The sequence below is a fragment of the Kitasatospora sp. A2-31 genome (assembly GCF_022288725.1).
Lineage (GTDB): Bacteria > Actinomycetota > Actinomycetes > Streptomycetales > Streptomycetaceae > Kitasatospora.
This window is the reverse complement of sequence record NZ_JAKNTA010000006.1, coordinates 319,885-335,956: the sequence shown is the minus strand read 5'-3', so window position 1 is coordinate 335,956 and position 16,072 is coordinate 319,885. Positions and strand designations below refer to the sequence as shown.

The 16,072-nt window shown below is 74.1% G+C and carries 17 protein-coding genes; 7 read left to right on the top strand and 10 right to left on the bottom strand.

What is annotated here, in order from left to right; all coding sequences use genetic code 11:
* Window positions 1-154 precede the first annotated feature (154 nt).
* The gene (locus MCM47_RS19465) at window positions 155-1,513 is read right to left on the bottom strand and encodes an MFS transporter (protein WP_238862907.1); all 1,359 of its coding nucleotides are present in this window, start codon (window positions 1,511-1,513) and stop codon (window positions 155-157) included.
* A 106-nt stretch (window positions 1,514-1,619) separates the two neighbouring features.
* Between MCM47_RS19465 and MCM47_RS19460 the strand changes: the two genes are divergently transcribed.
* From MCM47_RS19460 to MCM47_RS19450, 3 genes are all read left to right on the top strand, one after another.
* Window positions 1,620-2,585 carry a LysR family transcriptional regulator gene (locus MCM47_RS19460; protein ID WP_238862906.1) on the top strand — a complete coding sequence of 322 codons (966 nt, stop codon included), beginning with the start codon at window positions 1,620-1,622 and terminating at the stop codon, window positions 2,583-2,585.
* Between the two features lie 214 nt (window positions 2,586-2,799).
* On the top strand, window positions 2,800-3,948 hold the full coding sequence (locus MCM47_RS19455; RefSeq protein WP_238862905.1) for an adenosine deaminase: 1,149 nt from the start codon (window positions 2,800-2,802) through the stop codon (window positions 3,946-3,948).
* Between the two features lie 246 nt (window positions 3,949-4,194).
* The gene (locus tag MCM47_RS19450) at window positions 4,195-4,542 is read left to right on the top strand and encodes an ATP-binding protein (RefSeq protein WP_238862904.1); all 348 of its coding nucleotides are present in this window, start codon (window positions 4,195-4,197) and stop codon (window positions 4,540-4,542) included.
* A gap of 126 nt (window positions 4,543-4,668) precedes the next feature.
* Here the strand turns inward: MCM47_RS19450 and MCM47_RS19445 are convergent, their stop codons facing one another.
* A complete protein-coding gene (locus tag MCM47_RS19445) occupies window positions 4,669-4,851 on the bottom strand; it encodes a PspC domain-containing protein (protein ID WP_238862903.1) in 183 nt (60 codons plus the stop codon).
* A gap of 315 nt (window positions 4,852-5,166) precedes the next feature.
* Here MCM47_RS19445 and MCM47_RS19440 point away from each other — a divergent pair, with 315 nt between their 5' ends.
* Window positions 5,167-6,000 (top strand): MerR family transcriptional regulator, encoded by an 834-nt coding sequence (locus MCM47_RS19440; protein ID WP_238862902.1) that lies wholly within the window; start codon window positions 5,167-5,169, stop codon window positions 5,998-6,000.
* Between the two features lie 92 nt (window positions 6,001-6,092).
* Here MCM47_RS19440 and MCM47_RS19435 read toward each other — a convergent pair whose 3' ends face one another.
* Window positions 6,093-6,512: a hypothetical protein gene (locus tag MCM47_RS19435; RefSeq protein ID WP_238862901.1), complete on the bottom strand. Its 420-nt coding sequence runs from the start codon at window positions 6,510-6,512 to the stop codon at window positions 6,093-6,095.
* A 175-nt stretch (window positions 6,513-6,687) separates the two neighbouring features.
* On the opposite strand from MCM47_RS19435, the gene MCM47_RS19430 reads away from it, so the two are divergent.
* Window positions 6,688-7,329 (top strand): PhzF family phenazine biosynthesis protein, encoded by a 642-nt coding sequence (locus tag MCM47_RS19430; protein WP_238863040.1) that lies wholly within the window; start codon window positions 6,688-6,690, stop codon window positions 7,327-7,329.
* A gap of 123 nt (window positions 7,330-7,452) precedes the next feature.
* On the opposite strand, the gene MCM47_RS19425 is transcribed toward MCM47_RS19430, so the two are convergent.
* Window positions 7,453-8,016, bottom strand: coding sequence for a VanZ family protein (locus MCM47_RS19425; RefSeq protein WP_238862900.1), 564 nt, complete (start codon window positions 8,014-8,016; stop codon window positions 7,453-7,455).
* A 155-nt stretch (window positions 8,017-8,171) separates the two neighbouring features.
* Here MCM47_RS19425 and MCM47_RS19420 point away from each other — a divergent pair, with 155 nt between their 5' ends.
* Window positions 8,172-8,567, top strand: coding sequence for a hypothetical protein (locus tag MCM47_RS19420; protein ID WP_238862899.1), 396 nt, complete (start codon window positions 8,172-8,174; stop codon window positions 8,565-8,567).
* Here MCM47_RS19420 and MCM47_RS19415 read toward each other — a convergent pair.
* Window positions 8,545-10,068: an ATP-binding protein gene (locus MCM47_RS19415; protein ID WP_238863039.1), complete on the bottom strand. Its 1,524-nt coding sequence runs from the start codon at window positions 10,066-10,068 to the stop codon at window positions 8,545-8,547. The two genes, MCM47_RS19420 and MCM47_RS19415, sit on opposite strands and share 23 nt — an antisense overlap.
* Window positions 10,069-10,152: 84 nt before the next feature.
* Window positions 10,153-10,830 carry a response regulator transcription factor gene (locus MCM47_RS19410; RefSeq protein ID WP_238862898.1) on the bottom strand — a complete coding sequence of 226 codons (678 nt, stop codon included), beginning with the start codon at window positions 10,828-10,830 and terminating at the stop codon, window positions 10,153-10,155.
* Window positions 10,831-11,100: 270 nt separating this feature from the next.
* On the opposite strand from MCM47_RS19410, the gene MCM47_RS19405 reads away from it, so the two are divergent.
* On the top strand, window positions 11,101-12,093 hold the full coding sequence (locus MCM47_RS19405) for a SigE family RNA polymerase sigma factor (RefSeq protein WP_374209170.1): 993 nt from the start codon (window positions 11,101-11,103) through the stop codon (window positions 12,091-12,093).
* Window positions 12,094-12,371: 278 nt separating this feature from the next.
* On the opposite strand, the gene MCM47_RS19400 is transcribed toward MCM47_RS19405, so the two are convergent.
* The 4 genes from MCM47_RS19400 to MCM47_RS19385 form a co-directional block, all read right to left on the bottom strand.
* Window positions 12,372-13,010: an ATP-binding protein gene (locus MCM47_RS19400; RefSeq protein ID WP_238862897.1), complete on the bottom strand. Its 639-nt coding sequence runs from the start codon at window positions 13,008-13,010 to the stop codon at window positions 12,372-12,374.
* Between the two features lie 47 nt (window positions 13,011-13,057).
* Window positions 13,058-13,468, bottom strand: a complete 411-nt coding sequence (locus MCM47_RS19395) for a hypothetical protein (RefSeq protein ID WP_238862896.1) — start codon at window positions 13,466-13,468, stop codon at window positions 13,058-13,060.
* Between the two features lie 222 nt (window positions 13,469-13,690).
* Window positions 13,691-14,593, bottom strand: a complete 903-nt coding sequence (locus MCM47_RS19390; protein ID WP_238862895.1) for an aldehyde dehydrogenase family protein — start codon at window positions 14,591-14,593, stop codon at window positions 13,691-13,693.
* Window positions 14,586-16,067, bottom strand: a complete 1,482-nt coding sequence (locus MCM47_RS19385) for an aldehyde dehydrogenase family protein (RefSeq protein WP_238862894.1) — start codon at window positions 16,065-16,067, stop codon at window positions 14,586-14,588. Before MCM47_RS19385 ends, MCM47_RS19390 begins: the two co-directional genes overlap by 8 nt.
* Window positions 16,068-16,072 lie beyond the last annotated feature (5 nt).

The following is a 16,072-nucleotide window of genomic DNA, read 5'->3' as shown; positions in this document are numbered from 1 at the left end:
TGCCGATGGCCGGCCGGCCCACAGCCCGCGGCGGTGAGGCCCTGCGGGCCGGACGGGGAGACGCTTCGGCGGACACCTCACGTGGAGCGTCGGGTATCCGCCGGGCGGTCACGGCTTCGGCAGGTCGGTGCCGTCGCGGCGACGGCAGGCCGGTTCAGCGCACCGCGGGCACGGTACGCCGCGCGGTGTGGGCCTGGCGGGTGGCGTAGAGGGTGACCGCGGCGGCCACGGTCATCGCGACGAGGCCGACGGCGGCCGCGCCGGACCAGCCGGTGGAGTGGTAGGCGTCGGCGCCGAGCGTGCCGCCGAGGCTGTTCCCCAGGTAGTAGGCGATCAGGTACAGCGCCGAGGCCTGGGCGCGGCCCTCGGTGGCGGTGCGTCCGACGGCCGAGGAGGCGGTGGCGTGGCCGGCGAAGAAGCCGGCGGTGATCAGCACCAGGCCGAGCAGGGCGCAGACCAGCGAGTCGGTGAGCGACAGCAGCAGCCCGGCGGCGGTCACGCCGATCGCCACGTAGAGCGCGCCGCGGCGGCCGAGGCGGCCGCAGAGGCGCCCGGCGGCGGCCGAGGTGCCGGTGCCGACCAGGTAGACGACGAAGATCGAGGCGGCGACGGACTCCGGCAGCTGGAACGGCGCTGCGATCAGCCGGTAGCCGACGGTGTTGTACACCGCGCCGAAGACGGCCATGAAGAGCAGCCCGAGTGCGTAGAGCCGGACCAGCAGCGGGTTGCGCAGGTGCCGGCCGACCGTGCGGGCCAGGGCTCGGGCGTCCACCGGGGCCGGGGTGAAGTGCCGGGCGGCCGGGATCAGCAGCCGGAAGGCGAGCACCGCGAGCAGGGCCAGGGCGGCCGAGGCGGCCAGGCCCCAGCGCCAGCCGAAGCCGGCGGCGACCCAGCCGGAGAGCAGCCGGCCGCCCATGCCGCCGATGCTGTTGCCCGCCACGTACAGGCCCATCGCCGAGGCCAGCGCGGACGGGTGCACCTCCTCGGCGAGGTAGGCCATCGCGGTGGCCGGCAGCCCGGCGAGCGCGGCGCCCTGGAGGGCGCGCAGCACGACCAGGGTGGCGAGGTCCGGGGCGAACGGCAGCGCCAGCGCGAGCACGGAGGCGGCCAGCACGGAGGCGGTCATCACCGCGGTCCGGCCGTACCGGTCGGAGAGCGCGCTGGCCGGGAGCAGGGCCAGCGCGAGACCGAGGGTGGCGGCGGAGGCCGTCCAGCTGGCCTGGCCCGGGGTGAGGTCGAGATCGGCCGAGAGGATCGGCAGCAGGCCCTGGGTGGAGTAGAGGAGGACGAAGGTCGCGATGCCGGCGGCGAAGAGCGCGAGGTTGGCGCGGCGGAAGGCGCTCTGCCCGGGGCGGAGCCGGTCGGCGGCGGTGGTGCCCGGCAGCGGGCGGGTGCGGCCCGCCGGCTGCGTGCGCGGGGACGGCTGGGTGCACGCTGCGGAACCGGTGTGCGGGGACGGCTGGGTGAGGGCATCCGGAGTGACCACGGATGCCCCGGTACTGGAGGGCTGCATGGCTCCGACGTTAGGCCCGCCGCGCTTGATGCGTCCAATGCATGATCAGCCGATAATGCATACGACAGTGCATGAGCCAAGGTCGGCGAGGGAAGGTGGCGCGGAGATGGCCGAGGGTGAACCGGAGCCCGAGCTCCCGCACCGGTTGGCCGAGTTGGGGCCGGAGCTGCCGGCCGCCCGGCTCGCCCCGAGACTCGCCCAGTTCGCCGCCGTGGCGCGGCTGGAGCACGTGACGCAGGCGGCCGCGCTGCTGGGCATGCCGCAGCCGACGCTGTCCCGTTCGGTGGCCCGGTTGGAGGCGGAGCTGGGGGTGGACCTGCTGGCCCGTCAGGGCCGGACCGTCCGGCTGACCCGGGCCGGCCGGCTGCTGCTGGCCTCGGTGGAGCGGGCGCTGGCCGAGGTCGAGCGCGGCGCGGAGGCGGCCCGGGCGGAGGCCGATCCGGCCACCGGGCGGGTGGCGTTCGGCTTCCTCCACACGATGGGGACGGACGCCGTCCCGGCGCTGCTGCGTGACTTCCGGGCGGCGTACCCGCAGGTGCGGTTCCAGCTGGTGCAGGACTACGTCGGCGCGATGCTGGAGCGGCTGCGCGCCGGCGAGCTGGACCTCTGCCTGGTCGCGCCGGTGCCGGACGACGACCCGGCGCTGGTGGCGCGGCGGCTGGACGAGCAGCGGCTGCACCTGGTGGTGCCGGCCGACCACCGGCTGGCCGGCCGGCGTCGGATCCGGCTGGCGGAGGTGGCCGAGGAGCCGTTCGTCGGGCTGGAGCGCGGGTACGGGCTGCGGGCGATCACCGACGGGTTCTGCGAGGAGGCCGGGTTCACGCCGCGGATCGCCTTCGAGGGCGAGGAGGCGGAGACGCTGCGCGGCCTGGTCGCGGCCGGGCTGGGCGTGGCGCTGCTGCCGCCCGCGCTGGTGCCGCGGCCCGGGGTGGCGGAACTGGAGGTGACGGCGCCGCGCACCCGGCGGGCGATCGGCCTGGCCTGGGCGGCGGGCCGGCCGGTGACCCCGCCGGTGGCGGCGTTCCGGGACTTCGTCCTGTCGCGGCGGGGGCGGCTGCTCCAGCACGACTGACGGGGCTCTGCGGGAGCGGGGGCTCCGGGGCGCAAGTCGGTCCGGGGCGGGGAGCCGCCCGGCAGCGGCGACCGCGCGGCGCCGGCTCCCGGGGCGGGGTAACCGGCCGGTAGCGAGCGGGGCTCGTCCGATCGGGGGAATTACCGGTGCACATCGGCCGAACCGGCCGTGTGGACGGTGGCCTGTCTACGCGCGTAGGAGCTACACTCCCGCAATGGAGAAGCAGATCCCTGTCACCACCGCGGGCACCGGCCCCCGGATCCCCACCCCCGAGCAGATCGCCCGCGCCCCCAAGGTGCTGCTGCACGACCACCTGGACGGCGGGCTGCGCCCCGAGACCGTGGTCGAGCTGGCCGCCGCGGTCGGCTACGAGGGCCTCCCCACCACCGACCCGAAGGAACTCGGCGAGTGGTTCCGCGAGGCCGCCGACTCCGGCTCGCTGGTCCGCTACCTGGAGACCTTCGCGCACACCTGCGCCGTCATGCAGACCCGCGAGGCCCTGATCAAGGTCGCCGCCGACTGTGCCGAGGACCTGGCCGCCGACGGTGTCGTCTACGCCGAGGTCCGCTACGCCCCCGAGCAGCACCTGGAGGGCGGCCTGACCCTGGACGAGGTCGTCGAGGCCGTCCAGGAGGGCTTCCGCCTCGGTGAGCGCAACGCCCGTGAGGCCGGCCACCGCATCCGCGTCGGCACCCTGATCACCGCGATGCGGCACGCCGCCCGCTCGCAGGAGATCGCCGAGCTGGCCAACCGCCACCGGGACAGCGGCGTGGTCGGGTTCGACATCGCGGGCGCCGAGGCCGGCTACCCCCCCACCCGTCACCAGGCCGCCTTCGACTACCTCAAGGGCGAGAACAACCACTTCACCATCCACGCCGGTGAGGCCTTCGGCCTGCCGTCGATCTGGGAGGCCCTGCAGTGCTGCGGCGCCGACCGGCTCGGCCACGGCGTGCGGATCGTCGACGACATCACCGTCAACGAGGACGGCAGCGTCGAGCTCGGCCGCCTGGCCGCCTACGTGCGCGACAAGCGCATCCCGCTGGAGATGTGCCCCACCTCCAACCTCCAGACCGCGGCGGCCACGTCGTACGCCGAGCACCCGATCGGGCTGCTCAGCCGGCTGAAGTTCCGGGTGACGGTCAACACCGACAACCGCCTGATGAGCGGTACCAGCATGAGCCGGGAGTTCGGTCACCTGGTGGACGCCTTCGGCTACACCCTGGGCGACATGGAGTGGTTCACGGTCAACGCGATGAAGTCGGCGTTCCTGCCGTTCGACGAGCGGCTGGCGATGATCAACGACGTGATCAAGCCGGGCTATGCCGAGCTCAAGGCGGAGTGGCTGTTCAGCAGCGGCTCCTGAGGTCGAGCGGTGGCCGGCACCGGGGGGTGCCGGCCGGCGCCGACCCGAACGCCAGATCGGATGAACGCCCGTTGCCCGCAAGGGAATCGGCGTTCATCCGACTACCCACTCGTGTGGGTTAACGGCCTTTGATCCTCGTGCGATCCACTCACTACGGTGTGCCAGTCATCGCCGACCGGTCGTGGCGGCGGAAACCGCCGTCCGGCCGTGGACGTCGGCCACCGACGAGGATCCAAGGGGACGAACATGAAGCAGGCCAAGCTCAAGGCCGCCGGCACCGCCGCGCTGGGGCTCGCCATCGCGGCGGTCGGCGCCGGCAGCGCGTCGGCCGACCCGGTCGCCGCCGGGGGCCTCGGGTCTCCCGCCGGCCTGGTGAGCAACCCGGCCGTGACCGGTGCGGTCGTCGACACCGCGGGCAAGCTGCCCGGTGGCGACAAGGTGACGGGCACCCTGGGCACCCTCGCCCCCACCGCCGGTCAGGCGCCGATGGCCGACGCGGCCCCCCGGGCCGCCGTGCCGAGCGTGCCGGGCCTGGACAAGACCCCGCTCGGCGGGCTGACCGGCGCCCTCCCGCTGCCGGGCATCGGCGGCTGAGCGTTCCACCTCGTACGGCGGGCCGCCCGCACCCCGGTGATCCCGGGGCGCGGGCGGCCCGTCGCCGTTGTCGGGGGGGCGGCGAACCCCGGGGCCACGAGCCCGCGGGCCACGAGCCCCCCGCGGTCACGGCTCCTGGGGGAGCAGCAGCCAGAGCGCCAGGTAGATGAGGAACTGCGGGCCGGGCAGCAGGCAGGAGGCGAGGAAGATGATCCGGACGGTCCACGGGGACAGGCCGAAGCGCTCGGCGATCCCGGCGCAGACGCCGGCGATGACGCGGTTGTGGCGGGGGCGGGCGAGGCGGCTCATGGCGTTCTCCGTGTCGTAGCGCCTGGGCCGGTCTCTCCGGCTGGCGTACTTCCATGCTCCGCCGTCGCGGCCGCGGAATCCTCAGCCTGGATGGCGATCCCGCCCCGGAGCTCCGTCACCGGGAAGGCGGACGTGCTCTCGGGGTTCACCTCAGGGACGCCCCGGAGGCGTCCACTGGTGGGCCGGCCGTCGTGCCGCGGCCGGTCCGTGAGTCGGGCTGGAGCGGGAAACGTCGACAGGGCCGACTTCCTGCGCGGGCCGGCCCGCGAGGGGGCGGCTTGCCTCTGCCCCTGGGGCAGGGGCCACAGTGGCGGCATGCACGAGGACTCGATCGGCATCGGTGAGCTCGCGGCCCGGACCGGGCTGAGCCACAAGGCGCTGCGGCTGTACGGCGACCGGGGGCTGCTGCCGCCCGCACACGTCGATCCGCGGACCGGGTTCCGCCGCTACCGCCCGGAGCAGGTCGAGCGGGCCCGCCGCATCGCACTGCTGCGCGCCGCGGGGATGCCGCTGGCGCTGATCGCGGGGGTGCTCGCCCCAGGCGGTGCCGAGTCGGTCCGACTGCTCGACGCCTACTGGCGGGGGGAGCGGTCCGTGCACGAGGCCCGCCGGGAGGCGGTGGGCTACGCCCGAGAGGTCCTGGCCGGAAGGAACCCGCGGATGTACGAGATGGCCGAACGCGACGTACCCGAGCAGAAGGTGCTGTTCATCCGGCGCCATGTCACGGCCGGCGGTCTCCCCGACTTCCTCGGCGAGGCCACCGGTGCGATCTTCGCCCACCTGCGGACGTCCGGCGCCTGCCTGTCCGGACCGCTCTTCGCCGTCTACCACGGCATCGTGAGCGACGACTCGGACGGCCCGGTCGAGGTCTGCGTCCCGACCGCGGACACGGTCGGGCCGGTGGGGGAGATCGGGGTCCGGATCGAGCCGGCGCACCGTGAGGCGTACACGGAACTCGGCAAGAAGCAGCGGGACTTCGCGACGATGGTGGGCGTCCACGACGCGGTGCTCAGCTGGATCCGCGAGCAGGGGTACGAGCCCACCGGCGGCTCGCGCGAGGTGTACTACCCGAACTGGGAGACGGCGGAGGAGGGCGAGCACGTGGCGGACGTCGCGGGGACGCTCACCACCCGCGGCGGGAAGGCCTGAGGCCCGCGGTCGGGGGTGGAAGTCCGGTGCGCACCCCGGCCGGCAGCGGCCCGGCCCCGTGCCCCGGCCCCGACGGGCCGGGGCACGTCCGGTCAGGCGGACGGCTGCTGCGGCGGGGCCGGCTGCTGCGGGACCGGCTGCGCCTCCCGGGGAGCGCTCGGGTCGTGCGGGGCCGCGCCCCGGTACGGCACGCTCGGGTCGTACGGCGCGGCGGAGGGCACCGGCTGCGGGGCCTGGTTGCGGCGTCCCGTCAGCGCCTTCACCCAGTGGGCGACCAGCAGCACCGGAATGGCGAACGTCTGGTAGTACAAGCGGTATTCGCCTCCCCGGAAGACGAACGCCAGGTAGTAGGCGTAGCCGACGAAGGCGAGGCCGGCGAGCACGAAGAAGAGCCGCCCGCCGGCACTCAGTGCGTTGTTGACGGAGCCGAGCGCGATGATCGCGATGCCGCTGACCGCCAGGGCGACGACGTACCAGGAGAAGACGGGGTCGACGCTGAAGTCGAGGTTCACGGGGATCCTGTGGAGTGAGGATGAACGACCGATGGGGACGAGGGCGCACAGTACTGGAGTGCACCGGCACCCGACCTCTCCTTTTCCTCGCGGTACGGTCGGTGGACCGCGTGCAGGGGCACGCGGGGCGGCCCGGGACGACGGCAGGGGTGGGCGAGTGGCGGACTACGGGCGAGTGGCGGACTACGAGGTGCTGCGGGTGTTCTGCGGGCCCGGCGGTGAGCACGGCAACGAGCTCGGAGTGGTGCGCGACGGCGCGGCCGTGCCGGACGAGGCGCAGCGCCAGGCGTTCGCCCGTGAACTCGGCTTCAGCGAGACGGTGTTCGTCGACGACCCCGAGCAGGGCGCGATCGACATCTACACCCCCGGCCTGCGGCTGCCCTTCGCCGGTCACCCGTGCGTCGGCGCCGCCTGGCTGCTCCGTGCGGACCGGCTGGTCACCGCGGCCGGCACCGTCCGGGTGCGCCACGACGGGGAGTTCACCCGGATCGAGGCCCGCCCGGAGTGGGCGCCCACCCGGACGACCCGGCAGTACGGCTCGGCGGCCGAGGTCGACGCGCTGGAGGTCCCGCCCCCGGGCGAGTGGGTCTACGCCTGGGCCTGGCAGGACGAGCCGGCCGGCACCGTCCGGGCGCGCGCCTTCCCCGGGCGCGGGGACGGCATCGACGAGGACGAGGCCACCGGCGCCGCCGCCCTGCTGCTGACCGCTGAGCTGCAGCGGGACCTGACGATCACCCAGGGGCTCGGCTCGCAGCTCGTCACGGCGCTCCGCGACGGCGGCTTCATCGAGGTGGGCGGCCGGGTCCGGCGGGTCTGAGGGCTCATGGCCGGGGGCCGGCGCCGGTCGCGGCCCCGGTGCGGAGCCCGTCCGGGCCCACGAGGAGCGGCGGGCCGCCGGGCGCCCCGGTGCGATCCCACCGGCGGACCGCGCGGTCCGGCCTCAGCGCAGGGGGGAGGAGACGGGGTCCGCGTAGACGGCCGTCGGGGCCGCGGTGGCAGGCGGTGCCGGCGCCGGGACCACCCGAGCGGGCGGCTCCGGCCGGGCCGGCCGGGGGCGGCGGGCGGAGTGCTGGAGCAGCGAGCGCGAGACGGGGACGATCGCCAGGTGGGTGCCGGCCGCTCCGATCACCGCGAACAGGATCCGGTCGACGTCGAGCACGTGCCCCGGAGTCCAGGAAGCGAGGAACTCCAGCGCGGTGGCCAGCAGGGCCGAGGCGCCGGTGGTGCGGAGGAAGGACGGGAACCAGCGGGCGTGGAGCCGGCCGCCGGCCAGCGGGAGCAGCACGCCGAGCGGGGCCAGGAGGAGCAGCTCGCCGAGCACCTGCCAGGCGGTGGTGAAGCGCAGCGAGGCCAGCGGGGTCAGGTTGGCGTCGTAGACCCAGGCCACCGGCAGCGGCCTGAGCACCAGCCAACCGGCCAGCGCGAGATGGACGGTGAGGGCGAAGAGCCCCGCCAGGCGGAAGGGGCGGTGGACGCCCGCCGTCGGCCGGGTCTCGGTCCGCACGCCGGAACGCTCGTCGCGTGTGCTGGTGCCATGTCGCTGCACGGGGGGAAGGACGTGAGCCGGTGGCGTATCGGTTCCACGCCCGGCGCGAACATTACGGCGCGCTCCCGGAAGGCCGTCCGAGGGCGCGCCGGCGGGTTTACCGGCAGGTCGCCGTGGCCGTCGCCGAGGGCGTCGCGCTGAACGCGTTGTCCGCCGGCGGGGTGGACGCCTTCGGGGTCGGCGACAGGAGCCCCGACGGGGCGGCCGACGGGGCCGCGGACGCGACCGCCGACGGCGACGGGCTCGCGCCCGCCCTGGCCGGCGGCGCGCCCTGGACGGCCGGCGCCGGCGCCGCCGGAGCGGCCGCCGAGGGCGTGGCGGGCGCGGTGGGTATGTGCACCACGGTCGGGCAGGCGGTCCGGCTGGCCGGCGCGCCCGCGTCCACCGGGACGGCGGTCGGGCGGATCCCGCAGCCGGTCGCCAGCGCGAGCAGCAGCACCGCGCCCGCGGCGGGGCGCAGCAGCGGGCGGGGGGACGTGGCGGCGCTCACTGCGCACCCTCCTCGGTGACGGCGTCCGCCGGCGGGGGCGGCGGGGTCAGCGGCAGCGTCAGCGTGAACACCGCTCCCACCTCCCCGTTGGCGGCCGTGATCGTCCCCCCGTGGATCTGTGCGTTGGCCATCGCGATCGACAGGCCGAGCCCGCTGCCCTCCGACCGCGCCCGCCCCTTGTCGGCCTTGTAGAACCGGTCGAAGACGTGCGGCAGCACGTCCTCCGGGATGCCGGGGCCGCTGTCGGAGACCTCGACGACGACCACGTCGCCGCCCTGCTCGCCCCCCTCCCCGCGGGACTCCTCCCGGACCTTCACCCGCACCGGCGAGCCGCCGTGCTTGAGCGCGTTGCCGATCAGGTTGGCGAAGACGACGTCGAGCCGGCGCGGGTCGACCACCGCCCGGATGCCGCGCGGGGCGTCCACCTCGACCGCGTCGTACCAGGCCCGGCCGTCGATGCAGGACATGATCAGGTCGGCGATGTCCACCTCGTCGGCGACCAGCTTGGCCGTGCCGGCGTCGAAGCGGGTCACCTCCATCAGGTTCTCCACCAGGTCGGACAGGCGCCGGGTCTCACTGACCACCAGCCGGACGGCCGGCTCGATCATCGGGTCCAGCGACTCCGCCTCGTCCTCCAGGATGTCCGTCACCGCGGTCATCGCGGTCAGCGGCGTCCGCAGCTCGTGCGACATGTCGGCGACGAACCGCCGGCTCTGCGCCTCGCGCGCGCTCAGCTCCTCGACCTGCTCGTGCAGCGACTCCGCGGTCCGGTTGAACGTCCTGGCGAGATCGGCCAGTTCGTCCGAGCCCTCGACCTCCAGCCGGGTGTCCAGGTGGCCCTCGCCGAGCCGGCGGGCGGCGTCGCCGAGACGCTTGACCGGGCGCAGCACGGTCGCCGACGCCGCCTGGGCGAGCAGCGCCGAGCCGATCAGCGCCAGCAGCGTGGCGATCGCCAGCGACCAGCCGAGCGTGTTGAGGTCGGCCCGCTCGTTCTCCAGCGACTTGAACATGTACGCCGTCGGGCCGGTGGGCACCACCTTGGTGCCGCCGATCACGAACGGCCGGCCCTCTAGGTTCTGCCGCTGCCAGTACAGGTGGTACGGGTACGGGTTGCTCTCGGTGACCTCGCGCGGCTTGGCGACCGTGTCCTGCAGCTTCGCCGGGACGTTGGCCAGCGTGAAGCCGGCCGGGTTCGACGAGGCGGTGCAGTCCGGCCGCGCGGGGTCGCTGACCACCACCTCGTAGTTGAGGCCGCTGCTGGCGACGCTGGTGGCGAGCTTGACCAGGTCGTCGCAGGTCGCGTTCAGCGGCAGTTCGGAGACGTTGCGGCTGAGCGAGACGCGGAAGTCGTTGAGGGCGGTGTCCTGGGCGCGCTTGAGCACCGCGTCGCGGTTGAGCCAGTACGCGATGCCGGAGGCCGAGACGGCGGTGGTCAGTGCGACGGCGGCGAACACCGCGATCAGCCGCACCCGGAGGGAGCGCAGCCGTCGCCACGGGCCCGAGGAGAACCGGCTGGTCATCGTCTGGTGGTCAGTCACGGGAGCCTGTCGTAGCGGAAGTTCAGGAGCGTCGGGGTATCAGGGCGAGCGGGTGGTCGGCGGCGCTCACGCGGGCGGGTCCAGCCGGTAGCCGACCCCGCGCACGGTGCGGATCAGCGTCGGCGCCGAGGGGACGTCCTCGACCTTGGCCCGTAGCCGCTGCACGCACGCGTCGACCAGGCGGGAGTCGCCGAGGTAGTCGTGCTCCCAGACCAGGCGCAGCAGTTGCTGGCGGGAGAGCGCCTGCCCGGGCCGGCGGCTGAGCTCCAGCAGCAGTCGCAGCTCGGTCGGGGTGAGCTGGAGGTCCTCGCCGTCCTTGGTGACGGTCATCGCCGCCCGGTCGATCACCACGCTGCCGAAGGCCGAGGAGTCCGAGCTCTCGCGCTCGCCGCGGCGCAGCACGGCCCGGATCCGGGCGTCCAGGACGCGCGGCTGGACGGGCTTGACCACGTAGTCGTCCGCACCGGACTCCAGGCCGACCACCACGTCGATGTCGTCGGACCGCGCGGTCAGCAGGATGATCGGCAGCTGGTCGGTGCGCCGGATCCGGCGGCAGACCTCGAAGCCGTCGATTCCGGGCAGCATGACGTCCAGCACGATCAGGTCCGGCCGCTGCTCCTTGAAGAGCCTCAGACCGTCCTCGCCGGAGGCGGCGGTGGCCACTTTGTGGCCCTGGCGGGTGAGGGCGAGTTCGAGGCCGGTGCGGATGGCGTCGTCGTCCTCGATCAGAAGGAGGAAAGGCACGGCCTCATTCTGGCTCACCCGGAGCGGCGAATCACCCCCCGGCACCGGTCACCGCCCGGGCGGGAACCGGAATGTGCACCACCGGCGTCCGTGAGGGCGGGTGGGAGTGCGGGACGAAGGGCCCGGCCCTGTGACACCCCTGTGACAGTCGGCGGACAGGCCCATCACAACCGGCGGGCAGGATTTTCCATGTCGCCGCAGGACAGCGGGCCAACCGGCCGGCTGGAGGGCGGCAACAGGAACCGCTCGTACCGACCAAGGGGGCGCACGATGAACGCCACGCTTCAGACCCGGACCAACCCGGCTGTCCGCACCGCGCGTTCGTCCGCGACCACCCACCGGACCCGGTTCGAGGTCAGGACCGACGAGGCCTCCGGTGCCGTGACCGTACGGGGGTGCGCGCACAGCACCGGTGGAAACACTGCTGCCTGCCGGGTGAGCGGCGGCAGCAGGCAGGGGGAGCTCCACGGGATCGGCCGCATGGGGAGTGCGGTCGACTCCGCCAACACCCTCACGCTGCGGGGGATCCTCCCCGTCCGCGTCGAGGGCAAGGACGCCCTGGGGGGGAACGGGGGAACCAGGGGGATCGGGGGGAGCGGTCTTCGGACGGTCGATTCGGGGGAGTCGGCCGGCCGTGAGGCCGCGGGCGCGACGCTGCTGCGGCTGAACCCCGCGGCGGCCCGCGCCACCGAGGCGGGACAGGGAGGCGCGCAGGGGGAGCACCCGGCCGTCGCGGCGGACCACATCAACGAGTTCACCGCGTACGTGCGCGAGCGCCGCGCCTCCCTGTACGCCACGGCGTACCACCTCACCGGTGACCGCTACGAGGCCGAGGACCTGCTGCAGAGCGCGCTCTTCAGCACCTACCGGGCCTGGGGCCGGATCACCGACAAGGCCGCGGTCGGGGGCTACCTCCGCCGCACCATGACCAACCTGCACATCTCCGCCTGGCGGCGCCGCAAGGTCAACGAGTACCCGACCGAGGAGCTGCCGGAGACGGCCGGCGACACCGACGCGATGGGCGGCACCGAGCTGCGCGCCGTGCTCTGGCAGGCGCTGGCCAAGCTGCCGGAGAACCAGCGGACCATGCTGGTGCTGCGGTACTACGAGGGCAAGACCGACCCCGAGATCGCCGACGTGCTCGGCATCAGCGTCGGCACGGTGAAGAGCAGCATCTGGCGCGCCCTGCGCCGGCTGCGCGAGGACGAGCACCTGAACAAGTCGGGCGACACCGCCCGCGCGTTCGGTGAGCTGGTCGCGTAACGGCGACCGGTCGGCCGCGGGGGGAGCGGCCACGGGAACTCCCGTCGGGGGACGGGTAGCGGACGGTCAGCGGATGGGTGGCGCCGGCTCGGGGGAGCGGCGCCGCCGGGGGAGTCCGGCGGCCGTCCAGGAGCGACGGCGGGTCCGGGGGGGGGGAGACGCACCGGACCCGCCGTCGTTCCGTCGTTCCGTCGTTCCGTCGTTCCGTCGTTCCGTCGTTCCGTCGTGCACGGGCCCCGGCGCGCGGCCGGGGAGCGGCGAACGGCAGCGCCGCCCGCTCAGACCGCCGAGTACTCCGTCGCCCAGGCCGCCGCGGTGATCCGGCGCGCGGCCTCCGGCCCGGCGCACGGGTACGAGCCGAGGGCCACCTGGCGCTCGACGATCGAGCGCTCGGCACGCATCAGCCGCCAGCCGCGGCGCACCAGCACCGGCAGCGACTTGCGGCCCTCGCGGACGTCCCGGCGCAGTCGGCGCCAGGCGGTGGTGAGGGCGCCGTTGCGCAGGCAGAGCGCGTCGCCGAGCAGACCCTCGGCGGCGCACTCGGTGGCGATCTCGGCGGCGAAGATGCCCTCGGCGATGAACGCGGGTGCGCCGGCGAGGTCGAGCACCCGGGTGTCGATCCGGCCGTTGTGCGGGATCGAGTACACCGGGACGTCGGCGCGGCCGGTCTCGTACAGGCTGCGGATGGCGGCGACGGCCTGGTCGCGGTGCCAGGCGAGCGGGGAGTCCCAGTCCACCGCTCCGTCGGGCAGCAGCGGCAGGGTCGGGTCGTCCCCGTCCTTGTAGAAGTCGTCGAGCTGGAGCACCGGAAGGCCGCTGCGCTCGGCGAGCGAGGACTTCCCCGAACCGGAGGGACCGGACAGCAGGACCACCCGGGCACGGGTCGTCGGCACAGGGTTCAGCGGGGAGTCACTCACGAGACACCAGTCTGACGTATCGGGACCCGATGCCGAAACCGGGCGGATCAGCCTTTCCGAACGGCCCGGGGGTCCACGAGGGCTGCCCGGACCAGCGGCAGGTACCGGCTGTCGACCTGGAGGAGGACCGGGTGCCCGTCCCCCGGCGGCAGGTAGGCGGTGGCGGCCCAGTCCTGGCTGTGCCAGGCGTCGGGCTCGGTCTCGTGGAAGGTGCCGCCGCAGGCCAGTTCGATGTGGCCGAGGACACGCGAGCGGAAGCCGACGCGGGCGGCCCCCGGGGTGATGTGCAGCCGGCCGTTCACGTACCCGTGCTGCCGGCCGGGGCGCTCGGAGCGGACCGCGCAGGGCACCCGGACGGGCCGCCCGGCGGCCAGCCGGCGGCGGGTGCGGGCCACGTGCAGTCTGCGCAGGAACCCGTCCGCGAACAGTGCCGCCAGTTCCGCTGCGAGTTCCCCCACGGTGCCCTCCCCCTCCGTCGTCTCCGGTACGGACGATTCTTCCCGGGCCGGATCCCCGCCGGTATCGCCGAAAGGCGCAACCGCGCGGCGACGAAAGGCGACGGACCCGCACCAGGGGGGGAGAGGTGCGGGTCCGTCCAATGACCGTCCGGGCCCTGGGGGGGAGAGGGCACTGGGGACGGCCAGTCTGTGGAGTTGTCGGTCAACGGGTGACGGGAACGGTCAGATCCCCATCGGGTGCCAGACCGTCTTCGTCTCCAGGAACGAGAGTAGCCGGTCGGTACCGGGCGCATTGGTCCAGTCCTGGGCGAACGGGTCCAGCTCCGGACGGACCACCCGCTTCAGGGTATCCGCGGCAGCGGCCTCCAGGACACCCGCCGCGCCGGGGCCGTCGGCGGCGATGGCCCCGGTGAGGTCCAGCGCGTTGACGTCCTGGTGCGAGGCCAGGGTCGGCGCGATGTCGGCGGTACGGCCCGAGATGATGTTGACCACGCCGCCGGGGACGTCCGAGGTGGCGAGCACCTCGCCCAGCGACAGGGCCGGCAGCGGGGCGTCGGCGGCCGCCGCGACCACCACGGTGTTGCCGGTGGCGATGGCGGGCGCGATCACCGAGACCAGGCCGAGCAGCGAGTGCCCGTAGCCGGCCTGCGGGGCGACGATCCCGACCACGCCGGTCGGCTCCGGGGTGGAGAGGTTGAAGTACGGCCCGGCGACCGGGTTGGCCCCGCCCGCGATCTGGGCGACCTTGTCGGTCCAGCCCGCGTACCAGACCCAGCGGTCGATCGCCGCGTCCACCAGCGCAGCGGCCTTCTTCGGGCCGACGCCCTCGGAGAGCGCCACCTCGGCGGCGAACTGCTCGCGCCGGCCCTGGAGCATCTCGGCCACCCGGTACAGCACCTGGCCGCGGTTGTACGCGGTGGTGCCGGCCCAGCCCTTGACCGCGGCGCGGGCCGCGAGCACGGCGTCGCGGGTGTCCTTGCGGGTGCCGAGCGGGGCGTTGGCGAGCCACTCGCCGTTGGAGTCCGTCACCTCGTACACCCGCCCGCTCTCGGAGCGCGGGAACTTCCCGCCGACGTACAGCTTGTAGGTCTTGAGGACGTCAAGACGCGTCACGACATCAGACATCGAGGTAGGCCTCCAGACCGTGGCGGCCACCCTCGCGGCCGTAGCCCGACTCCTTGTAACCGCCGAACGGCGAGGTCGGGTCGAACTTGTTGAAGGTGTTGGCCCAGACCACGCCGGCCTTGAGCTTGTCGGCCATCCACAGGATCCGCGAGCCCTTCTCCGTCCAGATGCCGGCGGAGAGGCCGTACGGGGTGTTGTTGGCCTTCGCGACCGCCTCGTCGGGGGTGCGGAAGGTCAGCACCGACAGGACCGGGCCGAAGATCTCCTCCTGGGCGATCCGGTGGGCCTGGCTGACGCCGGTGAACAGGGTCGGCTTGAACCAGAAGCCGGTGCCCGGCAGCTCGCAGGCGGGCGACCAGCGCTCGGCGCCCTCGGCCTCGCCGGCCTCGGTCAGCGCGGTGATCCGGGCCAGCTGCTCGGCGGAGTTGATCGCACCGATGTCGGTGTTCTTGTCCAGCGGGTCGCCGACCCGCAGGGTGGCCATCCGGCGCTTCAGGGCGTCCAGCAGCTCGTCCTGCACCGACTCCTGGACCAGCAGGCGCGAGCCCGCGCAGCAGACGTGGCCCTGGTTGAAGAAGATGCCGTTGACGATGCCCTCGACCGCCTGGTCGATCGGCGCGTCGTCGAAGACGATGTTGGCGGCCTTGCCGCCCAGCTCCAGCGAGAGCTTCTTGCGGGTGCCGGCCAGCTGCTTGGCGATCGCCCGGCCGACCGGGGTGGAGCCGGTGAAGGCGACCTTGTTGACGTCCGGGTGCGCGGTGAGCGCGGCACCGGTGCGGCCGTCGCCGGTGACGATGTTGACGACGCCCTTCGGCAGGCCCGCCTGGCGGCAGATCTCGGCGAAGCGCAGCGCGGTCAGCGGGGTGGTCTCGGCCGGCTTGAGCACGACCGTGTTGCCGGTGGCCAGCGCCGGGGCGATCTTCCACGCCAGCATCAGCAGGGGGAAGTTCCACGGGATGACCTGGCCGGCCACGCCCAGCGGCTTCGGGTTCGCGCCGAAGCCGGCGTAGTCCAGCTTGTCGGCCCAGCCCGCGTAGTAGAAGAAGTGCGCGGCGACCAGCGGCAGGTCGACGTCGCGGGTCTCGCGGATCGGCTTGCCGTTGTCGATCGACTCCAGCACGGCCAGCTCGCGGCTGCGCTCCTGGATGATCCGGGCGATCCGGAACAGGTACTTGGCGCGCTCGCTGCCCGGCAGCGCCGACCAGTCGGTGAAGGCCTTGCGGGCGGCGGCGACGGCGCGCTCGACGTCCTCGTCGGTGCCCTGGGCGAACTCGGCGAGCACCTGCTCGGTGGCCGGGTTGACCGTCTTCAGGGCCTCGCTGCCGGAGGAGTCGACGAACTCGCCGCCGATGAAGTGGCCGTACGAGGTGGCGATGTCACCCGCGGCGGCGGGCGACTCGGGGGCCGGGGCGTACTCGAAGAGGCCGCCGCGCGTCTCGGTCACGGGCTCTTCGGTGTTCTTCTTCTTGGCCATGGTGA

What these genes read in the sequence shown, in the direction of transcription:
- MCM47_RS19455 (WP_238862905.1), top strand. Translation starts at nt 2,800, where the DNA reads ATGGAGAAGCAGATCCCTGTCACCACCGCGGGCACCGGCCCCCGGATC.
- MCM47_RS19405 (WP_374209170.1), top strand. Translation starts at nt 11,101, where the DNA reads ATGAACGCCACGCTTCAGACCCGGACCAACCCGGCTGTCCGCACCGCG.
- MCM47_RS19465 (WP_238862907.1), bottom strand. Translation starts at nt 1,513, where the DNA reads ATGCAGCCCTCCAGTACCGGGGCATCCGTGGTCACTCCGGATGCCCTC.
- MCM47_RS19445 (WP_238862903.1), bottom strand. Translation starts at nt 4,851, where the DNA reads ATGAGCCGCCTCGCCCGCCCCCGCCACAACCGCGTCATCGCCGGCGTC.
- MCM47_RS19390 (WP_238862895.1), bottom strand. Translation starts at nt 14,593, where the DNA reads ATGTCTGATGTCGTGACGCGTCTTGACGTCCTCAAGACCTACAAGCTG.
- MCM47_RS19460 (WP_238862906.1), top strand. Translation starts at nt 1,620, where the DNA reads ATGGCCGAGGGTGAACCGGAGCCCGAGCTCCCGCACCGGTTGGCCGAG.
- MCM47_RS19415 (WP_238863039.1), bottom strand. Translation starts at nt 10,068, where the DNA reads ATGACCAGCCGGTTCTCCTCGGGCCCGTGGCGACGGCTGCGCTCCCTC.
- MCM47_RS19385 (WP_238862894.1), bottom strand. Translation starts at nt 16,067, where the DNA reads ATGGCCAAGAAGAAGAACACCGAAGAGCCCGTGACCGAGACGCGCGGC.
- MCM47_RS19450 (WP_238862904.1), top strand. Translation starts at nt 4,195, where the DNA reads ATGAAGCAGGCCAAGCTCAAGGCCGCCGGCACCGCCGCGCTGGGGCTC.
- MCM47_RS19440 (WP_238862902.1), top strand. Translation starts at nt 5,167, where the DNA reads ATGCACGAGGACTCGATCGGCATCGGTGAGCTCGCGGCCCGGACCGGG.